An 18,610-nucleotide genomic window follows, 5' to 3' on the forward strand; every position below is an offset into this window, starting at 1 on the left:
ATACACCTTTGTATCCGACAAACAAGTTATGAAAACTAAATCAACAGGTCTCAGATATTATGTAATTGTATTGAGAATATAATATATAATAGTTAGTATCCATTGCTTATTGTATATAAATGCTAATAAAATATAGGAACTGATCCTACATATATTTTGTATATACAAACATTGATATCAAACAAAATATAAGAAAAGAGAAAACAGGTAAGAATCAAGGATACATGCAGCTAGAAGAGCATTTATAATCTGAAAAACCTATTGAAGTATACATGGTGACCTTAGATGAGTGAAAATCCAATAAAATATCATGAGGACTCTAACACTTACATTACCCGAAAAAACAGCTATTTTGAAAAGGACATCAATATAGACGGGAACCTTATAGTCGGACAGGGTTCTAATTTCTGGAAAGATATCAATGTCAAAGGAGTACTGAAACTTGGAAAAGGTACTTTTGTAAAAGGCAATGTCAGAGCAGATGAAGCTATCATAGGTGCCAGATCTGAGATTAATGGAGACGTTGAAGTTGCCGGAGACTTAAAAATATTTGATTCCGTAAAAATAGACGGTTCAGCAATTGCCGGAGATGATATGCATGTACGTCCCGGATCGAAAATAGGCTTTGCAAAAGCCAGCAGCATAATGGAACTTGTGGGCAAGGTCAGTATTAAAGAAATAGAGTCGGGAACAAAAGTGATTGTGCGTTCTGAGTGAACGCATCTTTAATGACCCTGTTCTTTCAGAAGAGATTTCAATATATGGTCACGAAGCCTGTTTGCTTCGGGACTAGTCCTGTCTCTGGGCCTTGGAAGATCTACATTGATTATTTCCTTGATCTTTCCTGGACGGGCACTCATCATTACTATTTTGTCGGCAAGGAAAACTGCTTCGTCAACACTGTGTGTTACAAAAAGAATTGTTATGTTCTTTTTCTGCCATATTTCCAGTAATTCCTGCTGGAGTATGTTACGTGTCTGGGCATCCAGCGCACCAAAAGGTTCGTCCATTAAAAGCACTGCAGGTTCATTTGCAAGAGCCCTTGCAATAGCAACTCTCTGCTTCATACCACCTGAAAGTTCGTATGGATAGCTGTCCCTGAATTGCTGAAGACCGACAAGTTCAAGATATTTTTCACCTCTGACGATGGCATCTTTCTTTTTTACACCACTCATCTGGGGACCAAATATGATGTTATCTATAACCGTTTTCCACGGGAAAAGTGAGTATTCCTGGAAAACCATGCCCCTGTCAGGTCCGGGAGAATCTATCTTAGTGCCGTCCAGATAAACTTCACCGCTATCTGGTTTATCAAGACCTGAGATTATCCTCAAAAGTGTAGTCTTACCACATCCGGAAGGACCGATAAAACAGATAAAATCCTTGTCATCAACTTCAAGGCTTACATTGTCCAGCGCCAATGTCGATTTATCTTCATCCTTTGTGAACTTACGGGATACATTCTTTACGTTTACACTACCCATTCAGATCACCACTCCTTTACGCCATTTAAGGAGTTTACCATCAATATAATACCTCAACAGGCGATCAATAAAAAGTCCAAGGAAACCAAGAATCAGCATATAGACAAGAACAAACTCCATCCTGTGAAGATCATAAAAATGCCACATCTGATAACCAAGACCGTTACTGCTGACTCCAAACATCTCAGCAGCAACAAGACACATCCATCCAACACCCATTGCGATTCTGATTCCGGCCGCAATGGAAGGAAGAGCTGATGGAAGAGCCACATAGCGTATTAATTCAACATTGGTATTGCAACCCAACACTTTTGCTGCTTCAACATACACCCTGGATACGCTTTTAAAACCTGTGAAAGTGTTGATCATAATCGGAAAAACTGCGCCAACGAATATCAGAAAACCTGCTGCAAACGGATTCAGACCAATCCAGATGATAGCAAAAGGAATCCATGCAAGAGGAGGGATAGGACGTATTATCTCAATAATAGGGTCAACGATACGGTCAATTGTACGGAACCAGCCCATTATCATGCCAATTGGAATTCCTATTATAAGAGCTGCAATAATACCTATGCTAAAATGCATCATACTGTAAAGAAAATCAACTACTAACATTGGAAGCTGTAAGTCTAAACCCACAATAGTCAGACTTGAATCCCTTGATATAATTTCAACCAATGCACCGGCCACATCCGTAAAACTTGGCAGATAGAATTTATTCCCTACAACATAAACTGCTATTATCTGCCAGAGAACTATTGTAGAAAATATAGATATGATTTCTACACTTTTCTCTTTTAATGCCTGGATGTGTTTTTTTACCATGGGTCCTCCAATATGCGAAGATAGTGAGACTCCGAACAAAGATAGAAATGTCTACTTATTATTTAAGTTATATCAAAAAAAAGAAAAAAGATTATTGATCCAGAGCATCATAGAAGCTCAGATCAAATATATCTTCCTGAGTGAGAGGTGCACTTATGTATCCAAGTTCGTATTGAACCTGTGCATAATCAACGGTTGAATTGACTATGAGGTTTGGATCTGCTATCCATGAACCATCCCAATCTGTAAGTGATTTGTTTACCAGTTCAAGACCCAGGTCCGGATAAGCATCAGCATAGATCTGTGCTGCTTCATCAAGGTTCTCTGAGTTATATTCAGTTGCATGAACATGGGTTTCAACTATTTGCTGTACAATTTCTGGGTGCTCTCTTATGAGTTCTCCGCTCACAGCAACCACACAGCATGCATGATCCTGAAGCATTTCGCCAGAGGATACAACTGACCTGCCAATACCTTCACTTTCAACTATTGTTGGTGATGGGTGAGGAAGGAATACTGCATCCACTTCATCTGCTGTAAGAGCGGTTATTGCCGGTCCGGAACCCATTCCTTTGATTACTACATCATTTTCAGGATCAATTCCGTTCTCGTTCAGCCAGTTCCTTAGCAGAGTATCCTGAATGGTTCCTGCAGGGAATGTTGCTATAGTAAGTCCTCTGAGATCTTCCGGACTCTCATATGGAAGATCGGTTTTGAGCACAAGGTCTGAGCCTTGAATCTGAACAGCAGCTACTATCTTTGCATCAAGACCGTTTGCAAGGGCAGCGATAACAGGAGCTGCACCAACATATGCAACATCGATTTTATCTGCAAGCATGGCCTGCATCTCAGGTGCACCTGTTGCAAATTCATTGTCATCGATAGAGACTATTCCGTAAGGTTCAAGGTCTTCAAGCCACCAGCCTTTTTCCCTGGCTGTCATATATGCAATCTGATGTGTACTTGGCTGATAACCAAAAGTTAATTCAGTAATGGCATCTGCCTGCTCTTCCTGCTGATCATCTGTGTCTTCTGCGCATCCTGATACGAATACTGCAAGGACAAGTGCGATCACAAGAAATAAAGTAGAAGCTAATTTGAATGTCTTTGTGTGATTCACATTACCACCTATAATAATATTAGATAATTTGTTTGCACGAGCCTATATATTATATATATTTCTACAATTCGTAAGCACTATATCCTAAAAAGATTAATTTGAAATACGTATTTACCTTTATAGGACATTAATAAAGTAGGTGTGTGGAGATGAGCACTGTAGAAAAAATAATAGATGCTGTTTTTGAATCTGATGAAGACTTCAGGAGAATCCTTTCTATTACAATAAAGGAAGACCTGAACATGAATATGGCAGAATTTGCCGTGGAGGCCGGTGTCCCTGCCAGTACGCTTTACAAGATAATGTCTGGAAAAAGGGAACCCAACGTTAAGACACTAAGGCAAATCATAAAAACGATTAAAAGACTGGAAGGTTCTGAAAAGGGAGAATTCATTGCTGTAATAGCTGCAAGACCGGTACTGGATAATATCAGTGAAACTAAAAAAAAGATATGTGGGAATCTGTGCACCATCAGGGAATACTCTGCAACTTCCATGGAAGAAGCCATTATTGCTGCGGTGCGTGCTGAGAGAGAAGGAGCTAAAGCCCTTGTATGCGCCCCAATAGTCAGCCCTACGGTAGAAAAAATACTGAGAATTCCTGTTGCAACCATTATGCCAAAGAACAGTCTCTTTGAAGCTATTGAACTTGTAGCCAGGAAAATAAGTTAATTTTGATTCAAAACAAGATTTTAAGTAAAAATAAAAAGAGAAAAAGAGAGTTATCGGTTATTTTCCGATCAACTCTTTGATTGCTTCTACTGCTTCTGCAGCCTTTGCCTGTGCGATTTCTACTGTCCATCCACCTGCCGTAAACAGATATGCGACTCCTCCAATTGCAGCAAGACCAATTGCTCCGAGAACATAGAGAATGGTTCCTGATTTCTCGAAGACCTCATAAGTTGTTGTAAGATCTCCAAGCTGTACTTCATAAGTACCAGGTTCTTCTTCTTCGTGGGTAAATTCAACTGTTGTTGAATTACCAACTGAGAGTGTTATGGTCTGTGAATCTACAATTACATCATTGACCTTGAGCTCAACATTGTAGGAACCTTCTGCAGTACCTGTGTTTACCACATCTGCAGTAATTGTTGCTTCCTGACCCTGCTTGATCTCAAGAGGACTTATTTCCAGATTGCTGAATTCAAACTCTGCAGCAAGCTCATTGACTTTAAGATCAAGTTCAGCATCGTTCATACCGGACTTGGTGGCTTCAATTGAGTGAGTACCTGCCTCTGTTACTGTGTAGGTTACAGTACCATCACTGCCAGTTGTACCAATTGATTTTCCGTCAAAGGTGACAGTTACTCCGGAAATTTCATCGCCGCCAATTGCCTGCAAGACATAGATGGTGATGGAACTTCCTTCATATACCTCATCAGGTGATACTTCGATACTCATCTTTCTGGTTTCATCATCCTTATCAATGATTTCAAGGTCTTCGGAAGCTGATGTGTAACCATCCTTTTCGGCAGTTATCTCAAAGGTACCTGCCTCGTCAGCATCATAATCGATTGTACCTTCATCATCAGTGGTTCCGATAGTTGTATCTTCCACCTTGACTGTGGCATCTGCAATGTTTTTACCACCTGATTTTACAGTGATAGTTACCTCATCGCCTTCTGTTACAGTTGATTCACTGAAACTGATACTCAATGCCTGTGAAGCTGCTGTTGTGACTTCAACATATGGATAATACCTGACATCACTTGAATCTGCTACCCTTATACCAACCTCTCCCATGAGAGTGATATCTTTGTCTTTTGAAAGGGTGATTGAATCCTCATTCTTCATGACAATGGAATCTTCGCTATAGCTGGTAATCTCCATTTCATCATAAGATTCTCCATCCTCCAGTTCGATGTAATCCTCTGATATCTGGAAAATACCCTTTACGAATACAGCATTTGATTCACTACCAGCAAATACCTCATTGAAGTGTATTATTATGATAGGTACATCATCTGCATCGCCAAGATCTTTCTTATAGACATAATCATTGTTCGCAGATACTATTCCTGTGTCAACCTCATCGCCATCCTGATAAAGTTCAATCAGTACATCATCACCATCTGTGTCAACCTCCACTATATCCAGAGTGTAACCTTCCTCAAGGATAAGTGATGCACCTGAATATACTGATGCTTTGTCATCATCGTCCAGCAGAACTTCTGAGAGCTGACCATTTGATATGAGACTTACTTCATCAACATCGTCAATATCTGTGTCATCTGTGTAACCTGCGAAATATTTCTCTGCCATAAAGCCGATTACCTGGAATTCTCCCCAGTCTGAGTGCTCGAACTCTACGGATGCAGGAGTACTTGTGTAAACAAGGTCACCATCATCTATAGTTCTGCCTGATATGGCAGTCAGTTCAAGAGTTTCGGTCTGTATACCCTCGTCAATATCATAATAGAACCCTTCGAAGTTAAGTGGGGTCCATGTGAGAAGGTCGTCGTCTTCTGCGACTGTACCACGGAGCTCGTATGTTCCCGGGTCGGACATATCAACATAAGGAGCAAACCTAAGATCATCGTTGTCAGCAACTACGATATTGATACTGCCCATGAGAGTAATTGTTTTTCCTTTTGAAAGAGAAACAGTTCCATCATTCTCCATTTCGATGAGATCTTCACTTATGGAAGTAACCTCCATCTCACCAACAGATTCACCATCATCAAGTTCAGTGTAGGCATCTGATATCTGGAAGACACCTTTTACGATAACGGCATCTGATTCTGAACCACTGAATACATCGCTGACGTGGACAGCTACTAATACGACATCATCAGCATCACCAAGATCAGTCTTATAAATAAAGTCCTCTCCACTGGAGACTACACCACTTTCAATGTCATCACCATCTTTTGTGAGAGTCATATAAACATCGTCGCCACTCACATCAACTTCAACAATGTTCAATTCATAACCATCTTCAAGGATAAGTGAAGAACCGGCATAAACAGACTCTTTATCATCAACATCAAGAAGTATTTTTGAAAGCTGGCCTGAAGACATCAGACTTACTTCATCAACATCATTGATCTCCGTTTCGTCAGTGTATGCAGCGAAGTATTTCTCTGCCATAAAACCGATAACCTGATAGGAACCCCAATCGGAGTGTTCAAAGTCAGTTTCTACCGGTCTTGTCTGGTAAACAATGTCACCATCTGAAAGTGAGCGGTCTATACTGGAGATAGTCATGTTCTCAGAACTTAAACCTGATTCAAGATCATAGAAGAATCCTGAGAAAGACTTTGCATCCCATATATAATAATCATCTGACTGATCTGCGTTCACATCCCATATCCTGTCACCGGTGTAATAGGTCTTTGGATAAACCGTTATTGTTACTGCATCAGATGTGTCATCTCCGTCACCATTTGTAGCTTTCAGAGTTACATTGTAAGTTCCGGTTGATGTGAATGTGTGTGTTATGGTGTCATTTGTTGTAGTTGTAGTATTACCATCATCAAAGTCCCATTCCAATGATGTAGGACTGTTTGTGGATGTATCTGTGAAAGTTATAGTGAGAGGAAGAGCACCGGATGTTGCACTTGTATCAAAAGATGCAACCGGTGGGTTGGATGAAGAAGATGTTGTGAAAGTAGCTATTGTGGAATTAGAAAATACACTTGCATTACTGGAATTGTAAGCAAAAACACTATAATAATAAATAGTGCTTGAACTTAGACTGGAAAGTGTTTTACTGTAGCTAGAATCACCACTGAAAGGACCAATGGAAGAACCCAAAGAGGAAGTGGTTCCATACTCTACATAAGTATTTGCATCGCTTTGGTCGACATCATAACTGATTACAGCACTATCCGAAGTGATACTACCAGAACCTACACCAGAGAGAATAGGAGCAGTGGCAGTAATGGTAGCACTACTAGTAGTAAAACTGTCTATTGAAGAATTGGAGAATTCACTTGCATTACTGGAATTGTAAGCAAAAACACTATAATAATAAGTAGTGTCTGGACTTAGACTAGAAAGTGTTTTACTGTAGCTAGAATCACCACTGAAAGGACCAATGGAAGAACCCAAAGAGGAAGTGGTTCCATACTCTACATAAGTATTTGCATCGCTTTGGTCGACATCATAACTGATTACAGCACTATCCGAAGTGATACTACCAGAACCTACACCAGAGAGAATAGGAGCAGTGGCAGTAATGGTAGCACTACTAGTAGTAAAACTGTCTATTGAAGAATTGGAGAATTCACTTGCATTACTGGAATTGTAAGCAAAAACACTATAATAATAAGTAGTGTCTGGACTTAGACTAGAAAGTGTTTTACTGTAGCTAGAATCACCACTGAAAGGACCAATGGAAGAACCCAAAGAAGAAGTGGTTCCATACTCTACATAAGTATTTGCATCACTTAAGTCTACATCATAACTGATTAAAGCACTGTCCGAAGTAATATCACTAGAACCTACACCAGAGAGGATAGGAGCAGAACCTAATGCCAGTCCTGTGAATAATATAAGAGATAATCCAATTAATAGTAATTTAAACTTATTTCGCATTCTAAACCTTCCTTAAATTAAAGTGTATAATTAAATATCGTAAACTAATCCTGCCTAATCTTAATTCCCCAATTGTAGATAACCTTTTCGATTTATCGTCAGGTTTTCTCCGTTACGGCACCTAAGGGTAGTACCAACTTCCCGGTCAACTACTTCTCCTATAACATTTAAATAACATGCGCTTTGAGCCGCTTCCAGCATATCCGGGGAAACTGTGCAAAGTAGCTCAAAATCACCGCCTGTGTAAAGTGCAAAATCAGCAAGAACAGAGCTTTCTGAGCTTACAAAATCTACAATTTCCTGCTGTATTGGAAGAGATTTCTCATCAATCTTAAAACCCACATTATTCAGGTCTGCAAGGTCATGAAGTGACATTGCAAGCCCGTCACTTGTGTCCATCATACTGGTTAGGGCACCCGTACGGGCAAGTTCCTGAGATTCATTTACCCGCGGAATCGGTTCAAGAAGAGTATTAAGAAGACTATCCGGGATATCAATATCATTTTCAAGAGCATGAAGCGCGGCTCCGGCAGAACCTGCAAAACCGGTTACACAGATAATGTCGCCGGGTTTTGCACCTCTACGGGTCAGAAGCTCCGACTTGTTTACTTTTCCAAGAGCTGTGCCGGTAATTGTAAGTTCATCATGGGTGTCAATATCACCACCTATGACAGAGGTCCCACAGAATTTAGCACAATCATTCATTCCTCTTGAAATTTCATCAATAAATGAAAGATCAGTATCTTTAGAAAAACCCATGGCTGAAAGGAAACCTATTGGCCTGGCACCCATTGATGCAACATCACTGAAGTTTACCGCAGCAGACATCCATCCAATCTGCCAGGGAGTCATACAAAGAGGAAAATCTGTCTTGCGGTGTAACATGTCTGTTGTTATCACCATATACTCATTTTCAGAAATATCAATAACTGCACAATCATCAGGTCCTGCACCCAATGTAACATCCGGATTATGGACAGAAGAAAAAATACCGGATAAACGACTAATCAGAGGACGTTCACCGAGTTCGGATACGGAAATAGAATCATTCATAGTATCTGCTATTTTAATATGCTATATATAATAACTTACTGAGATTAACTGTTACTAAAAACCAGAACACAATAGCTGAAAATAAATTTGCTGGCATCAGGATGCCAGCTTAAATCAAAGACCAGACTCAAAAGTCTGGTTAAGTCTGTATAATCATCTCCTGAGTCTTCTCCTGATCAACACACCAGCTCCGCCAAAGAATATTAAAACAATTACAAGTGGCAGAAGGTATCCGACAAGAATTATCAGTGCATTGACCATTGATATGAAACCATTCACGGATTCAGAGAGTGCATCTCGAATACCCCATGAATGAGTAATTGGTCTTGGTTCAGTCACACGAATATTGATAGTTGAAAAATCAATTCTGTCATCAAGATAGTTCAACCTTCCAGTCAGACTTTCAATCTCACCACGAACCCTTTCAAGTTCCTTTTCAACCGCAAGGACATCCTCTACAGTTTCAGTCATATTGAGAATCTCCTGAAGGCGGGCTTCCTGCCTTTCAAGATTATCCAGACGCGCACTTACATCTATGTACTCTTCCGTAACATCCTGGGCACTTACACTTTTACTTGTCACTTCACCCAGTTCACCCAGATCCTCAAGGAAAGAAGGGTATTCTGATTCCGGAATCCTGACAGTTATATATCCGTTTTTGCCCTCGTAGGAATCATAATGAGAGTCATAGACAGAGGAACTGGAAACATATCCACCTGAAGCAACCGCCATTTTTGAGATTGAATCAAGACCTTCTGCAGCATCGCTGACCTGTACAGTCATGTCCACAGTAGTTATTGTCTTGCGGTCCACAGAAGCAGTTGAAGCTCCGCCAGAACCTCCATATCCAGACTCCTCCATAACTGCATTTCTTGCATAAGAGTCATCATAATCTTCAACAACAATGTAATCGGCAGACTGCACGGAGGATTCCTTATAGCTACTTACACAGCCCGATACAAAAGTAGCTGCCAATAAAATGATTAATACTGCAATGCTACTAAATTTTGCTTTCATTTAATCACACCCATTTAAAGTATAATTAAATGATTGACAGGAAAGTATTAAAAAATTGTTTAAACTTCAAATCGATTCGAAGTTAACTTTTTCGTTGCCTTTTTCCTTAGTCCTGACATAGATGTTATCAAGAAACTCATGAGCAACGTGGGCCAGTTCAACAAGTTCATCGTGATTAAGGGGTTTTCTGTCCCTTAAAGATTCAAGCATAGCTCTCTCGGCAAATCCCTGCTGAAGCACATACGTAACATCCTTTCTACCGGTCAGTTCATTGATTGAACGTGCAATATTGCGCACATCATCCGAATTTCCCATGAAGTCACGAATAGTAGTTGTCCTTAATTCAAGTTCAATATTATTTTCAATAACCAGATTAATAGATTGAGATACTCTATCCACAGCAGCTTCCGGATCAATACGAATGTCAGAAAAATCCATACAACCTATTGATTTTGCATAGCTTCCGGAATCATCCAGTGGAGCTTTTACATCGATGAAGAATTTGTCCACAAGCCCTTCTTTGATTAGTTCAGCCATTACGTGAGGATAATGGCCATTGGTATGAATGCCAACAAGCAGACCAATCTTTTTTGCATATTTTGCAAGATTGATAACAGCATCCTTCTGCATCAGGGGCTCTCCTCCTGAGAAAACCACACTGCTGACAAAAGGCCGGGACTTCTTCATCTCTGCTTCAAGTACGGAAGCTTCCACCATGTTGCTTTCAAAAAGAAGTTCATGGTTCTGGCAATAAGGACACCTGTAAGGACATCCCCGTAAAAAGAAGACGATTGACACCTTTCCGTGCCAATCTACAGTTGATATGGGAACAGTGTTCCCATAATTTACTTTCATGTTCTTGTTCAGATCATGTCTGAGGAACCGTAGCGCATCCTGTCTGCAAGCTCCTGTCTCTTACCATTGTTCCAGCCACCTACAGCCTGCACATATCCGGTTACCCTGGACATCTGCTCTACATTGGTGGAACCACAGTTTTCACATGTGCACTTAAGACCGGACATCATGTGGAAGTCATTGAGACACACAGTCATATCCTTTGTAAATGCAAAGTAACCGATCTGAGTGTTCTTTGCAATGTTCATTGCAAATTCCTTAAGACCCTTTGCATCAGGTGAACCCTCACCCATCCAGATATGACAGATGTTTCCTCCGTCAACAATCGGGAAGAATACATGTTCAAGATTTATCCTGTCAATAAGTGAGACATTAGCTCCTGGTGGTACATGTGTACCATTAGTGTAGTAAACAGGCAGATCTGTAGTCTTTCTGAGATTTGCAAGAGCAGCTTCCTTGTCACCCTTTACAACTTCAAGGACACAGTCCCTGTACTCATCATGGAGCATATCGGATACTGAGAATCTCTGACCTGTGGTTTCAGCAGGCGTACGTGCAAGAGCGATCTCAAGGCCATGCTTCTGACTGAGCTCATGTGCATACATTTCCATCTCAGTCATTACCCTGATGGCAAACTTGAACGCATCTTTAGATTCATGCAACTGTGAACCGGTGTGGTACTGGACCATCTCATTGATGCCTATTACACCGATAGTGCATACAAGTGCATCAATATCCACTGCAACGCATCCCTTCTCACCTGTCACAGGATCCTTTGGTCTCTGTGTTGCAAATGGCATTCTGTTGTTCTCGATGATGTTTTCCATCCAGTTGCGCTTTGTCTTGAAGAGCTGAATACACTGATCCATCAATTGTTTGAGGTCAGCAAAAAGAGCAGAATCGTCCCCATTAGCCCTGTATGCTGCTCTTGGGCAGTTAAGAGATACTACCTGCCAGGAACCCATTGAGAAATGTTTTCCATCCTTGAACAGGAGCTTATCATCAAAACTGTCATCTGCATCAGCATTTGCTGAGAACTGGTATGCACAGCACTGATAGCAGGATATGCCCTCACCTGCACCCCTGTATTCTGGTAACTGATTATCGAAATATGGAGTTCCGAACTTTGCTGCAAGTTCGAAGGTCATATCATAGAGTTCTTCATATGTTGGCAGTTCAGGATGTGCCTTGTTGAAGAATTCGTCCTCTTCCATAAAGTCAGGCTCAATTGAGATCTCAGGCTTAGGGAAGTTAAACGGCTTGCCCCAGTTGTCACCCTCAATCATTACGTCCATGAGTGCCTTAAATGCAAGACGGACCTCACGCTCAAACTCACCATATGTACGTGTCTGGGTACCATTCTCACCATTGTGGACACGTCCCTTGTAAACAGCTGGCTTGTCCCTCCAGAGCTTTGGTACACCGGGGGAGAGCTGGACTGAAGAGAATACTACTTGTCCACCACGGGCTACCATCATCTGGGTCATCTCATACACGAACATCTGCATGAGCTGTTTTACATCACTGTAAGTTTTACCTTCTAGGTATGGAGCAAGGAATGTAAGGAAGTTGTAAAATCCCTGACCACCTGCAAAGTTTGTCTGGGCACTTCCCAGAGCCTTTACTGCGTGGAGGATTGCGACCTCTGCCTTCATTGCAGGACCAGCTACACTTGCCTTGGCACCTGAACCGTCTGGCATAAGTCCATAGTAGAAGAAATACCTCAGGTCCCAATCCTGGCAGAAAGCACGGGTTCCAAGATATTCAAGATCGTGAATATGAAGGTCACCATTAAGGTGCAGGTCAGCAAGCTTTGGTGGCAACAGTAGAAGGTACTGTTCCTTTGATATCTTGTCTGCCTTCTTCTTGTGAGATGTTTCGGCATTTTCCTGAAGGTTTGCATTATCGTTTGCCTCAAAACCGCTTCCAAGGTCTATCTCACATGCATCGTATACAGGAGTACCTATTCTGGTAGAAATATTCCTCCATTCAACATGACCTCTCTGCAGGAGTTCCATGTTGACCATTTCTCTGATAAGCGGACCTGAAAGGAACTTGAGGTCAAGACTTCTGATACGGCGCTCTACATCCTTTGCAATGTCAAGTGCTGCATCTTTCTCAATGCCAGGCTTACCATGGAATCTTTCAGCAAGTTTTGTTTCCTTTAACAACTGGTTCACAATTATACTGCGATCCCAGTCCACCATATGGCCAGCGGTGGTACGTACCTTTGGCATTATGGATATATCATGACCATCGAGCGTCTTCTGTATAGCATGTTGTTTTGTGAGTGTTGTCATACTGGTATCTGTCCTCTCATCTTCCTCTGCGTGAACCTGCATGTCAGTTCCCAAATCTGCATCTTCAAGTTCGATCTTTCCCTTAATATTAGTAGCACATACGTCCATCATTCCCACCTCAGTTTGATTGCACTTAGAGTATGCTGCCCAATGCTTCCAGGTTCACGTCAGGACCACTGAACAGTTCCTTATGAGTTAAAAACTCATCGCCGATCTGGAGTACCGGGGCAGTCATGGTGAAAACACCATTGAATTTTAGTTCGGTCAAAGCTTCAGGAGTAGACATATCTGCTGTTGCAAATGCAACTCCTTTTGAAGTAAGTACCTTTTTTAATTGCTCGCATTTCGGGCAAGTCTGTGTTGTATATATAACCACTTCAACCATTTTCTCGCGTCCCTCGATTGTATATAAATAAACTATTATATTAGTCACATTCTGGAGAGGAACCACAATGCCATATTGAAAAAAGCAATCAACCGGCATTGCAGTCATTAGAACCTCTGTTTCCAGAAGGTAAATTATACAAATGGCTTTTAGCTTAATAATGGTTTTTCAAACTGCATTTGAATATACAGTGAAGTATCGCACACCATGTTTGTTATCAAATATGAAACATATAATAAACATAATTGATAATAAGAATGAAACATACACGATCATAGACAAGTTACCCCAAGAATAAAGAAACTATTTTAGAAACATTTACAAACATATTTCCCATGAGTCATGAATAACTAGAGCGATACCGAAGATTCCGGCGAAGCCAGCGTTTTCCAATCAAAAGAAAAACAATATGCATATACTCGAAAATCTTTTCTTTGCAGATCTTCTGTAGTATTCTAAGCATTACCATAATTACAGTTTGAATTACATCCCATACCACATTATTGGAATGTGCTGCCTTCGGTGGATGGTTGCTTTGTTTTTTAGAATACATAAAATAAAACACACTACCAGTGCCAAAAGATGTATATTATAAACCCTATTATAGCAGATAATCCCAGCAAGAGGTGTAAAGATAACTGAACAATTAAGTTCCGGCTGCAAGCCTATTGATGATCTTTTAGGCGGAGGATTTGAAGCAGGTGTAGTCACACAGATATTTGGAGAACCAGGAAGCGGAAAGACAAATCTGTGTCTTCAGCTTGCAGTGGAATGTGTCAAAAACGGAAAAAAAGCCATCTATATAGACACCGAAGCTATTTCGCCGAACAGGTTCAGGCAGATTGCAGGAGAAAATGCAAAAGAGATAGCTCAGCAGATAATTATCTTTGAACCTCATAATTTTGAAGAACAATATGCAGCAGTAAAAGAGATAGAGAAGCTCATATCAGATAAAGTAGGGCTGATACTCATAGACTCTGCAACCGCTTTTTACAGATTCGAACTTGACCAGGAAGAATCCGGCATAAGGACAAGAAGAGAGCTTGCAAACCAGATAGGACTGATACATGCCATTGCACGCAAACACAGAATAGTTGCTGTTATGACAAATCAGGTTTACAGCGACATGGCAGGTGGAGTAAGACCCATAGGAGGCAGCGGGATAGAGCACATCTCAAAAACTATAATTCAGCTTGAAAAAACCGGAGACGGGAAAAGACGCGCAAAGCTCTGGAAACACCGCTCACTTCCAGAAGGTGGCACATGTGAATTTATCATCACCAATGAAGGGGTAAGGTAAATTCAAAACCAGCCGAGAATAGAAGATATTTTGAAAAAAAGATTCATGCTCTTGCAATTGTTATGAAGCCCGTATGACCTACTTTTGATGTAGAAGGACGAGTTCCTCTTGAAGAAAATGAGATTTCACGTTCAGTGAATTCCATTGTCATGACTTCATCAAAGCCTTCAGCATCAAGTGCGTCACGAATTTCCTTTGTCTGCTCAAAGAACGGAGAATACGTTGCAATGAAGCCACCAGGATAAAGTACATTCTTTACATTTGGAATGACATCTTTGGTGTTCTGAGTATCAAGAGTAATGACGTCGAACTTTTCATCAATGTTCTTAATTTCATCAACAATATTACCACAGCGAAGTTCCACATTATCAAGGTCAGCACTTTGCACATTCTTGGCTGCAACCTTCATGAATTCTTCATTCACTTCATATGTAACAACTCGTTTTGCAATTGAACCAAGGTACATTGTAAGAATTCCGGAACCTGTCCCTGCATCGAGCACTACGTCATTCTTGTTAAGACCGGTATAAGCAATAATCATGCCAATATCCTTTGGCATCATAGGAGCCCCGGTTCTTTTTGCATGCCTGAAGAAATCCGGCATTTTTGGACGTTGAATTGTGAACTCCTGACCCATATGAGAGACAACTATATCCCCGAGTTCCTTGTCCACAAGAGATGATAGCTCAATTATTCCAAAATTCGTGTGCAGCTGATCATCGGATACTTTTGCGATGAACTCTTTGACCCTGTCCCTATGGGAAGTCTTCAGCAAAACCAACTCACCTATTAACATTATTTTACACCTATGGACCGTTTTTTAGCTACGTACCTGTTTGACGGGATAGTAACTATATCCCTTTTGATAGAATGTTTGATCATTGAAAGATGAGACATCATTTCCTCAAATTCCGGACGATATGCATCTGCTAGTGTGCCTGCATATTCAACTCCTTCCCATGTAAGCACATATTCATAACTCTGCCGGAACCTTCCATCTTTTTCATAATAACGAAGGTCCTCATCAACTATACCCATGGCAACAAGAACTTGAATATCCTCAAAGACCTTTTCAGAATACGGGAATCTATAACGTTCATGGAAAGAATAATCAAATAGATTTTTGAGTCTTGGGAAAGTACCAAGTTTCTGAATAGTGCGATAAAGCCATGTAATGTGCCTTAACCTTGGAATTGAAACAAATCCCGGTTTTTCATCTACGAAAATACTGTGAACGGCATAGAATAACAGAATTATACCCTCTATTGGAAGATATTGATCCTCCCTTGTATAATGCAGAAGTCTTGGAGAAAGATCGTCCACAATCCTGCGAAGTTCTGAGAGTACAGCAGACGAATCTTTATTGATGACAGCATCTGGATGTGAAAATGCTGTAAGTGAGAGCTGGCGCGATATTGCACGAACCAGACCATTGGCAAGTGCAGACTCATCATAGAAGAAGCCATCCTCATCATCCATTGCAATGCGCATACTTTTTGGAACACCTGAAGCAACAGTCAGATCCACAAGCACGTCACCAAGTTCCTTTGCAAGCCTTGTTTCAAGTCTCTTAGTAGCCACGCCATGACGGGCAATTGTTGAAAGTGACATCCGGGTCGATGGTCGGAGTATCTTCTGACTGAGCCTTGCAACAGGTTCGTACAACCTGCCTTCACGAAGATTATCAAGTAAAATAAGTGATTTTTCAGACGCATTTGACCTTATGAAATTGAGAAGGTCGCCGTCATCATATTCTGTGAAAAAGCGGACAATTTCATCTTTTGCTGCATCCATTCCGGATTTATTTTTGAATTGTTCAAGTGCATCTTCGAGTGCATAGAGAAGCATTACCCTTGCAGCCTGGGTTTTAGGATTATGGATAATGGCTGTATAGTGATGAGCACGGGATATAAGCATGGATTCTGCAGCAGTTAAAGCCATATCATTTCCATAACTTGAACCATCCGTGCTTCCCAGAACGATATTTTCATCCTTTATTATTAGACTGCTGATTATCTGATCTACATCAATAAGTCCGAATGAGACACCCGTATGATATGAGTCACGCAGCAGGAAATCTATCCTGTCTGCGTCCACATCACCTGCAATGACCTGTGCCAGATATGGTTTTGAAATAGAAATGGAATCACCGGTTGCAATTTTTGAGATCTCATCAAAAAAGTCGAACGCATCTGTCCCAAATTCCGACTCTACATATCCTGCAATATAAGTATCCTCCGGCAGTATCCGGGAAATAATGTCTTTTGAAAAAGCTTCGTGTTTAATGAATTTCTTCTCTTCAATTACAGGCTGTAACTGAGGGTTACGTTTAAGCACATTCTCCACAGCATGTGAGAATGCAGAATGACCTACGTCATGCAGAAGACCTGCAAGTCTTATTTTACGAATATCCTCATCTTCAAGTGAGAGTGAACGACCTATGACAGATGCCATGTGCATTGTGCCGATGCTGTGTTCAAAACGAGTGTGATTGGCACCAGGGTAGACATGATCCACGAGTCCAAGCTGCTGAATATTCCTGAGCCTCTGGACATGTTTTGTGTTCAGCACCATCTGCTCGAACTCATCGAGTATGATGGTCTTGTGTACAGGGTCATGGATAATCATGGGTTTTCGCATTGGAAAATAATAAGGAGTATTGCAATATATAAACTTTTAAAAATCATAAGGATATTGTGAACAATGAAAGGAACTCCATATCACTATCCACCCGAATTGCTGAAAGTACTAATCGATGTAATTCCAAAACTTTGTAAATCTAAGAATGACTTAATTTTATTTTTCAAAGGAGCAGGAGTTTCAAAACAGATATTAAAACCACATGAAGATTTATTGAAAAACAACAGAAATGAGTTCAATAAATATCATGCCTCACGTGAAATTCTTTCTGCAATAAATGAACAGGGAGATAAATCCCTTGCTGCAAGAAGAGAAGTGATTAAGCGCGTCACAGAATTTGAAGATTTCAGCGTTTGTTGGCCCAACGATCAAGCAGCTGCAAGAGGATTAGTTGTACAAGTACGCGACATGGTTAATGTAAAAGATGCATTCACAAGAATGAAGATAGAAAAAGATGAAGAGAAACGCAAGCGTATACAACAACAACAGCAAACGATAGTATATGAGAAAGAAAAAAGAAGAAATCAAATTCAAGCTGTAAAAAAAGAGTTGTTTTCTTTATTTAAAGAAGAAAATGCTCAAAAAAGAGGAAAAGCCCTTGAAAATGTACTAAATAACCTATTTGTCTGCTATGATATGTCCGTGAGAGAAGCCTTCACAATAAAAGGAAAGTGTGGCGAAGGAATTATTGAACAAATTGACGGACTCGTTGAGCTTGAAGGACATCTATACCTAGTAGAAATGAAGTGGTGGAACTCACCTATTGGCACAGCAGAGATATCCCCACATTTAGTACGCCTGTTTAATAGAGGAGGACAAACAAGAGGACTCTTTATATCCTACTCTAATTATACGCAACCTGCAATTACCACATGTAGAGATGCACTTAGTGGAGGTGCTGCCATAACATTATCCACGGTAAAAGAAATTGTAAAATTATTGGAAGACGAAAAAGATCTTAAAGTGTGGCTAAAAACAAAAATAAACGCTGCAATAATTGATAAAGAACCACACATCATTGTAGAGTAAACTATTCTAGCTAAAATAACCTTTACATTTTTATCCCGGTTCTGACATTTAGAGAGGCAGA

The 18,610-nt window shown here is 40.5% G+C and carries 15 protein-coding genes; 4 read left to right on the plus strand and 11 right to left on the minus strand.

Features of this window, described 5'->3' with window-relative positions; genetic code table 11:
• Positions 1–285: 285 nt before the first annotated feature.
• Complete coding sequence (locus METTI_RS04795; RefSeq protein ID WP_023844695.1) at positions 286–717, plus strand: bactofilin family protein; 432 nt, start codon at positions 286–288, stop codon at positions 715–717.
• Between the two features lie 8 nt (positions 718–725).
• Here METTI_RS04795 and METTI_RS16000 read toward each other — a convergent pair whose 3' ends face one another.
• The 3 genes from METTI_RS16000 to METTI_RS04810 form a co-directional block, all read right to left on the minus strand.
• Positions 726–1,484 carry an ABC transporter ATP-binding protein gene (locus tag METTI_RS16000; RefSeq protein WP_023844696.1) on the minus strand — a complete coding sequence of 253 codons (759 nt, stop codon included), beginning with the start codon at positions 1,482–1,484 and terminating at the stop codon, positions 726–728.
• On the minus strand, positions 1,485–2,312 hold the full coding sequence (locus tag METTI_RS16005; RefSeq protein WP_023844697.1) for an ABC transporter permease: 828 nt from the start codon (positions 2,310–2,312) through the stop codon (positions 1,485–1,487).
• 91 nt (positions 2,313–2,403) lie between these two features.
• Positions 2,404–3,432 (minus strand): ABC transporter substrate-binding protein, encoded by a 1,029-nt coding sequence (locus METTI_RS04810; protein WP_023844698.1) that lies wholly within the window; start codon positions 3,430–3,432, stop codon positions 2,404–2,406.
• A gap of 149 nt (positions 3,433–3,581) precedes the next feature.
• On the opposite strand from METTI_RS04810, the gene METTI_RS04815 reads away from it, so the two are divergent.
• The gene (locus METTI_RS04815; protein ID WP_023844699.1) at positions 3,582–4,103 is read left to right on the plus strand and encodes a helix-turn-helix domain-containing protein; all 522 of its coding nucleotides are present in this window, start codon (positions 3,582–3,584) and stop codon (positions 4,101–4,103) included.
• Between the two features lie 57 nt (positions 4,104–4,160).
• Here METTI_RS04815 and METTI_RS04820 read toward each other — a convergent pair whose 3' ends face one another.
• From METTI_RS04820 to METTI_RS04845, 6 genes are all read right to left on the minus strand, one after another.
• Complete coding sequence (locus METTI_RS04820) at positions 4,161–7,970, minus strand: S-layer protein domain-containing protein (RefSeq protein WP_023844700.1); 3,810 nt, start codon at positions 7,968–7,970, stop codon at positions 4,161–4,163.
• Between the two features lie 60 nt (positions 7,971–8,030).
• A complete protein-coding gene (gene thiL / locus METTI_RS04825) occupies positions 8,031–9,023 on the minus strand; it encodes a thiamine-phosphate kinase (protein WP_023844701.1) in 993 nt (330 codons plus the stop codon).
• A 153-nt stretch (positions 9,024–9,176) separates the two neighbouring features.
• Complete coding sequence (locus tag METTI_RS04830; protein ID WP_023844702.1) at positions 9,177–10,040, minus strand: DUF4349 domain-containing protein; 864 nt, start codon at positions 10,038–10,040, stop codon at positions 9,177–9,179.
• A gap of 66 nt (positions 10,041–10,106) precedes the next feature.
• Positions 10,107–10,895, minus strand: a complete 789-nt coding sequence (locus METTI_RS04835) for an anaerobic ribonucleoside-triphosphate reductase activating protein (RefSeq protein ID WP_023844703.1) — start codon at positions 10,893–10,895, stop codon at positions 10,107–10,109.
• A gap of 8 nt (positions 10,896–10,903) precedes the next feature.
• Complete coding sequence (gene nrdD, locus METTI_RS04840) at positions 10,904–13,303, minus strand: anaerobic ribonucleoside-triphosphate reductase (RefSeq protein ID WP_023844704.1); 2,400 nt, start codon at positions 13,301–13,303, stop codon at positions 10,904–10,906.
• 25 nt (positions 13,304–13,328) lie between these two features.
• A complete protein-coding gene (locus METTI_RS04845) occupies positions 13,329–13,688 on the minus strand; it encodes a glutaredoxin family protein (protein ID WP_023844705.1) in 360 nt (119 codons plus the stop codon).
• 526 nt (positions 13,689–14,214) lie between these two features.
• On the opposite strand from METTI_RS04845, the gene radB reads away from it, so the two are divergent.
• Positions 14,215–14,880 (plus strand): DNA repair and recombination protein RadB, encoded by a 666-nt coding sequence (radB, locus tag METTI_RS04850; RefSeq protein WP_052324309.1) that lies wholly within the window; start codon positions 14,215–14,217, stop codon positions 14,878–14,880.
• Between the two features lie 43 nt (positions 14,881–14,923).
• Here radB and METTI_RS04855 read toward each other — a convergent pair whose 3' ends face one another.
• Positions 14,924–15,676 (minus strand): tRNA (adenine-N1)-methyltransferase, encoded by a 753-nt coding sequence (locus tag METTI_RS04855; protein WP_023844707.1) that lies wholly within the window; start codon positions 15,674–15,676, stop codon positions 14,924–14,926.
• Positions 15,676–17,520 carry an HD domain-containing protein gene (locus METTI_RS04860; RefSeq protein WP_023844708.1) on the minus strand — a complete coding sequence of 615 codons (1,845 nt, stop codon included), beginning with the start codon at positions 17,518–17,520 and terminating at the stop codon, positions 15,676–15,678. Before METTI_RS04860 ends, METTI_RS04855 begins: the two co-directional genes overlap by 1 nt.
• Positions 17,521–17,583: 63 nt before the next feature.
• Between METTI_RS04860 and METTI_RS04865 the strand changes: the two genes are divergently transcribed.
• Positions 17,584–18,549 (plus strand): restriction endonuclease, encoded by a 966-nt coding sequence (locus METTI_RS04865; protein ID WP_023844709.1) that lies wholly within the window; start codon positions 17,584–17,586, stop codon positions 18,547–18,549.
• Positions 18,550–18,610: the final 61 nt, after the last annotated feature.

It is taken from the genome of Methanolobus tindarius DSM 2278, assembly GCF_000504205.1.
Classification (GTDB): Archaea; Halobacteriota; Methanosarcinia; order Methanosarcinales; family Methanosarcinaceae; genus Methanolobus; species Methanolobus tindarius.

Bases quoted from the DNA above. Each gene is read 5' to 3' on its own strand.
- METTI_RS04845 (WP_023844705.1), bottom strand. From the start codon at position 13,688: ATGACTGCAATGCCGGTTGATTGCTTTTTTCAATATGGCATTGTGGTT.
- thiL (WP_023844701.1), bottom strand. From the start codon at position 9,023: ATGAATGATTCTATTTCCGTATCCGAACTCGGTGAACGTCCTCTGATT.
- METTI_RS04860 (WP_023844708.1), bottom strand. From the start codon at position 17,520: ATGCGAAAACCCATGATTATCCATGACCCTGTACACAAGACCATCATA.
- METTI_RS04830 (WP_023844702.1), bottom strand. From the start codon at position 10,040: ATGAAAGCAAAATTTAGTAGCATTGCAGTATTAATCATTTTATTGGCA.
- METTI_RS04820 (WP_023844700.1), bottom strand. From the start codon at position 7,970: ATGCGAAATAAGTTTAAATTACTATTAATTGGATTATCTCTTATATTA.
- METTI_RS04815 (WP_023844699.1), top strand. From the start codon at position 3,582: ATGAGCACTGTAGAAAAAATAATAGATGCTGTTTTTGAATCTGATGAA.
- METTI_RS16000 (WP_023844696.1), bottom strand. From the start codon at position 1,484: ATGGGTAGTGTAAACGTAAAGAATGTATCCCGTAAGTTCACAAAGGAT.
- METTI_RS04835 (WP_023844703.1), bottom strand. From the start codon at position 10,895: ATGAAAGTAAATTATGGGAACACTGTTCCCATATCAACTGTAGATTGG.
- METTI_RS04855 (WP_023844707.1), bottom strand. From the start codon at position 15,676: ATGTTAATAGGTGAGTTGGTTTTGCTGAAGACTTCCCATAGGGACAGG.
- nrdD (WP_023844704.1), bottom strand. From the start codon at position 13,303: ATGGACGTATGTGCTACTAATATTAAGGGAAAGATCGAACTTGAAGAT.
- METTI_RS04795 (WP_023844695.1), top strand. From the start codon at position 286: ATGAGTGAAAATCCAATAAAATATCATGAGGACTCTAACACTTACATT.
- METTI_RS16005 (WP_023844697.1), bottom strand. From the start codon at position 2,312: ATGGTAAAAAAACACATCCAGGCATTAAAAGAGAAAAGTGTAGAAATC.
- METTI_RS04865 (WP_023844709.1), top strand. From the start codon at position 17,584: ATGAAAGGAACTCCATATCACTATCCACCCGAATTGCTGAAAGTACTA.